A 4,957-nucleotide genomic window follows, 5' to 3' on the forward strand; every position below is an offset into this window, starting at 1 on the left:
GCTAAGCGACTTCCATATCTCACAGGGGGCAACCCCCAACTACTTCCGGCGTTCTAGGGCTTAACTACTGTGTTCGGCATGGGTACAGGTGTATCTCCTAGGCTATCGTCACTTAACTTTCTGAATTAACTTACAATCTTACATTGCCTTGTCAACTCAAAATTGAATAACTACTCAAATCAAACAATACTTGTCAAACGCTGCGCTCAATGAAATTGTATTCGGACTTAAAAGCTAGTAAATTAGATAGCCTACCTGCCTCATCATCGATGTCTGGCTAGCCTCCTAAATTTATACGCTTTTCTCAACGTCCTCTTTACTTAGTTTTGGATAAGTCCTCGAGCTATTAGTATTAGTCCGCTTCATGTGTCGCCACACTTCCACTCCTAACCTATCTACCTGATCTTCTCTCAGGGCTCTTACTAACTTCTGTTATGGGAAATCTCATCTTGAGGTGGGTTTCACACTTAGATGCTTTCAGCGTTTATCCCTTCCCTACATAGCTACCCAGCGATGCCTCTGGCGAGACAACTGGTACACCAGCGGTAAGTCCACTCTGGTCCTCTCGTACTAGGAGCAGATCCTCTCAAATTTCCTACGCCCGCGACGGATAGGGACCGAACTGTCTCACGACGTTCTGAACCCAGCTCGCGTGCCGCTTTAATGGGCGAACAGCCCAACCCTTGGGACCGACTACAGCCCCAGGATGCGACGAGCCGACATCGAGGTGCCAAACCTCCCCGTCGATGTGAACTCTTGGGGGAGATAAGCCTGTTATCCCCAGGGTAGCTTTTATCCGTTGAGCGATGGCCCTTCCATGCGGAACCACCGGATCACTAAGCCCGACTTTCGTCCCTGCTCGAGTTGTTGCTCTCGCAGTCAAGCTCCCTTATACCTTTACACTCTGCGACTGATTTCCAACCAGTCTGAGGGAACCTTTGGGCGCCTCCGTTACCTTTTAGGAGGCGACCGCCCCAGTCAAACTGCCCGTCAGACACTGTCTCCGATAGGGATCACCTATCTGGGTTAGAGTGGCCATAACACAAGGGTAGTATCCCAACAACGCCTCCTTCGAAACTGGCGTCCCGATCTCATAGGCTCCTACCTATCCTGTACATGTGGCACAGACACTCAATATCAAACTGCAGTAAAGCTCCATGGGGTCTTTCCGTCCTGTCGCGGGTAACCTGCATCTTCACAGGTACTAAAATTTCACCGAGTCTCTCGTTGAGACAGTGCCCAAATCATTACGCCTTTCGTGCGGGTCGGAACTTACCCGACAAGGAATTTCGCTACCTTAGGACCGTTATAGTTACGGCCGCCGTTTACTGGGGCTTCAATTCATACCTTCGGATTACTCCTAAGCACTCCTCTTAACCTTCCAGCACCGGGCAGGCGTCACCCCCTATACATCATCTTACGATTTAGCAGAGAGCTGTGTTTTTGATAAACAGTTGCTTGGGCCTATTCACTGCGGCTGACATACGTCAGCACCCCTTCTCCCGAAGTTACGGGGTCATTTTGCCGAGTTCCTTAACGAGAGTTCTCTCGATCACCTGAGGCTACTCGCCTCGACTACCTGTGTCGGTTTGCGGTACGGGTAGAGTATGATACAACGCTAGAAGCTTTTCTTGGCAGTGTGACATCACTCACTCGCTACTAATCTTCGCTCCCCATCACAGCTCAACGTTATAGGTATAAGCATTTGACTCATACCACGCCTCACTGATTAGACGTACATCCATTCGTACGCACGAGTTAGCCTACTGCGTCCCTCCATCACTTCATACTCTAGTACAGGAATATCAACCTGTTGTCCATCGGATACACCTTTCGGTCTCTCCTTAGGTCCCGACTAACCCAGGGCGGACGAGCCTTCCCCTGGAAACCTTAGTCTTACGGTGGATGGGATTCTCACCCATCTTGCGCTACTCATACCGGCATTCTCACTTCTATGCGTTCCAGCGCTCCTCACGGTACACCTTCGCCACACATAGAACGCTCTCCTACCATACCTATAAAGGTATCCACAGCTTCGGTAAATTGTTTTAGCCCCGGTACATTTTCGGCGCAGGGTCACTCGACTAGTGAGCTATTACGCACTCTTTGAATGAATAGCTGCTTCTAAGCTAACATCCTAGTTGTCTGTGCAACCCCACATCCTTTTCCACTTAACAATTATTTTGGGACCTTAGCTGGTGGTCTGGGCTGTTTCCCTTTCGACTACGGATCTTAGCACTCGCAGTCTGACTGCCGACCATAATTCTTTGGCATTCGGAGTTTATCTGAGATTGGTAATCCGGGATGGACCCCTCACCCAAACAGTGCTCTACCTCCAAGAATCTTGATGTCGACGCTAGCCCTAAAGCTATTTCGGAGAGAACCAGCTATCTCCAAGTTCGTTTGGAATTTCTCCGCTACCCACAAGTCATCCAAGCACTTTTCAACGTGCCCTGGTTCGGTCCTCCAGTGCGTTTTACCGCACCTTCAACCTGCTCATGGGTAGGTCACATGGTTTCGGGTCTACATCATGATACTAAAGCGCCCTATTCAGACTCGGTTTCCCTACGGCTCCGTCTCTTCAACTTAACCTCGCATCATAACGTAACTCGCCGGTTCATTCTACAAAAGGCACGCTCTCACCCATTAACGGGCTCGAACTTGTTGTAGGCACACGGTTTCAGGTTCTATTTCACTCCCCTTCCGGGGTACTTTTCACCTTTCCCTCACGGTACTGGTTCACTATCGGTCACTAGGGAGTATTTAGGGTTGGGAGATGGTCCTCCCAGATTCCGACGGGATTTCGCGTGTCCCGCCGTACTCAGGATTCTGCTAGGTACAGATTCTATTTAAAATACGAGGCTCTTACTCTCTTTGGCTGACCTTCCCATGTCATTCTTCTATAAAATCTGAGTCCACAGCGCAGTCCTACAACCCCGAAGAGTAAACTCTTCGGTTTGCCCTCCTGCCTCTTCGCTCGCCGCTACTAAGGCAATCGCTTTTGCTTTCTCTTCCTGCAGCTACTTAGATGTTTCAGTTCACTGCGTCTTCCTCCTCATCTCCTTAACAGAGATAGGTAACAGGTAGTACCTGCTGGGTTCCCCCATTCGGATACCCCCGGATCTATGCTTACTTACAGCTCCCCGAGGCATTTCGTCGTTTGTCACGTCCTTCTTCGGCTCCTAGTGCCAAGGCATCCACCGTGCGCCCTTACTAACTTAACCTTATTTTTCGACCTTTCAGTCTTAAACTCATTAATATTCACAGCGTTTTCGGTTTATTTTCTTGTTACTATTTGATATAGTTATTCAATTTTCAATGGACAAGTTTAGAATAGTACATACTATTCTAATGGAGCCTAGCGGGATCGAACCGCTGACCTCCTGCGTGCAAAGCAGGCGCTCTCCCAGCTGAGCTAAGGCCCCACAAGACCTCTCAAAACTAAACATGACGACCAATGGCTTCCGTTTTCCTTAGAAAGGAGGTGATCCAGCCGCACCTTCCGATACGGCTACCTTGTTACGACTTCACCCCAATCATCTATCCCACCTTAGGCGGCTGGCTCCTAAAAGGTTACCTCACCGACTTCGGGTGTTACAAACTCTCGTGGTGTGACGGGCGGTGTGTACAAGGCCCGGGAACGTATTCACCGCGGCGTGCTGATCCGCGATTACTAGCGATTCCGACTTCATGTAGGCGAGTTGCAGCCTACAATCCGAACTGAGACTGGCTTTAAGAGATTAGCTTGCCGTCACCGACTTGCGACTCGTTGTACCAGCCATTGTAGCACGTGTGTAGCCCAGGTCATAAGGGGCATGATGATTTGACGTCATCCCCACCTTCCTCCGGTTTATTACCGGCAGTCTCGCTAGAGTGCCCAACTGAATGATGGCAACTAACAATAAGGGTTGCGCTCGTTGCGGGACTTAACCCAACATCTCACGACACGAGCTGACGACAACCATGCACCACCTGTCACCGGTGTGCCGAAGCAAAATCCTATCTCTAGGACGGGCACCGGGATGTCAAGACCTGGTAAGGTTCTTCGCGTTGCTTCGAATTAAACCACATGCTCCACCGCTTGTGCGGGCCCCCGTCAATTCCTTTGAGTTTCAACCTTGCGGTCGTACTCCCCAGGCGGAGTGCTTAATGCGTTAGCTGCGGCACTGAGTCCCGGAAAGGACCCAACACCTAGCACTCATCGTTTACGGCGTGGACTACCAGGGTATCTAATCCTGTTTGCTCCCCACGCTTTCGAGCCTCAGCGTCAGTTACAGACCAGAGAGCCGCTTTCGCCACCGGTGTTCCTCCATATATCTACGCATTTCACCGCTACACATGGAATTCCACTCTCCCCTTCTGCACTCAAGTTAAACAGTTTCCAAAGCGTACTATGGTTAAGCCACAGCCTTTAACTTCAGACTTATCTAACCGCCTGCGCTCGCTTTACGCCCAATAAATCCGGACAACGCTCGGGACCTACGTATTACCGCGGCTGCTGGCACGTAGTTAGCCGTCCCTTTCTGGTAAGTTACCGTCACAGTGTGAACTTTCCACTCTCACACTCGTTCTTCTCTTACAACAGAGCTTTACGATCCGAAAACCTTCTTCACTCACGCGGCGTTGCTCGGTCAGGGTTCCCCCCATTGCCGAAGATTCCCTACTGCTGCCTCCCGTAGGAGTCTGGGCCGTGTCTCAGTCCCAGTGTGGCCGATCACCCTCTCAGGTCGGCTATGTATCGTCGCCTAGGTGAGCCGTTACCTCACCTACTAGCTAATACAACGCAGGTCCATCTCTTAGTGATGCAATTGCATCTTTTAATATCTTACCATGCAGTAAGATATCTTATGCGGTATTAGCTATCGTTTCCAATAGTTATCCCCCGCTAAAAGGTAGGTTACCTACGCGTTACTCACCCGTTCGCGACTCACAAAGTACGGTGTAGTAAACTACGGTG

1 tRNA gene and 3 rRNA genes are annotated in these 4,957 nt (G+C 50.2%); all 4 read right to left on the bottom strand.

What is annotated here, in order from left to right:
- A 5S ribosomal RNA gene (gene rrf / locus AC5FEC_RS10180) occupies positions 1 to 116 on the bottom strand.
- Between the two features lie 210 nt (positions 117 to 326).
- Positions 327 to 3,224 (bottom strand): 23S ribosomal RNA (locus AC5FEC_RS10185).
- A gap of 128 nt (positions 3,225 to 3,352) precedes the next feature.
- Positions 3,353 to 3,425 (bottom strand) — tRNA-Ala (locus tag AC5FEC_RS10190).
- A 52-nt stretch (positions 3,426 to 3,477) separates the two neighbouring features.
- Positions 3,478 to 4,957: ribosomal RNA gene (locus AC5FEC_RS10195) — 16S ribosomal RNA — on the bottom strand; the annotation flags it as partial.

It is taken from the genome of Streptococcus sp. STC1396 (genome assembly GCF_058933875.1).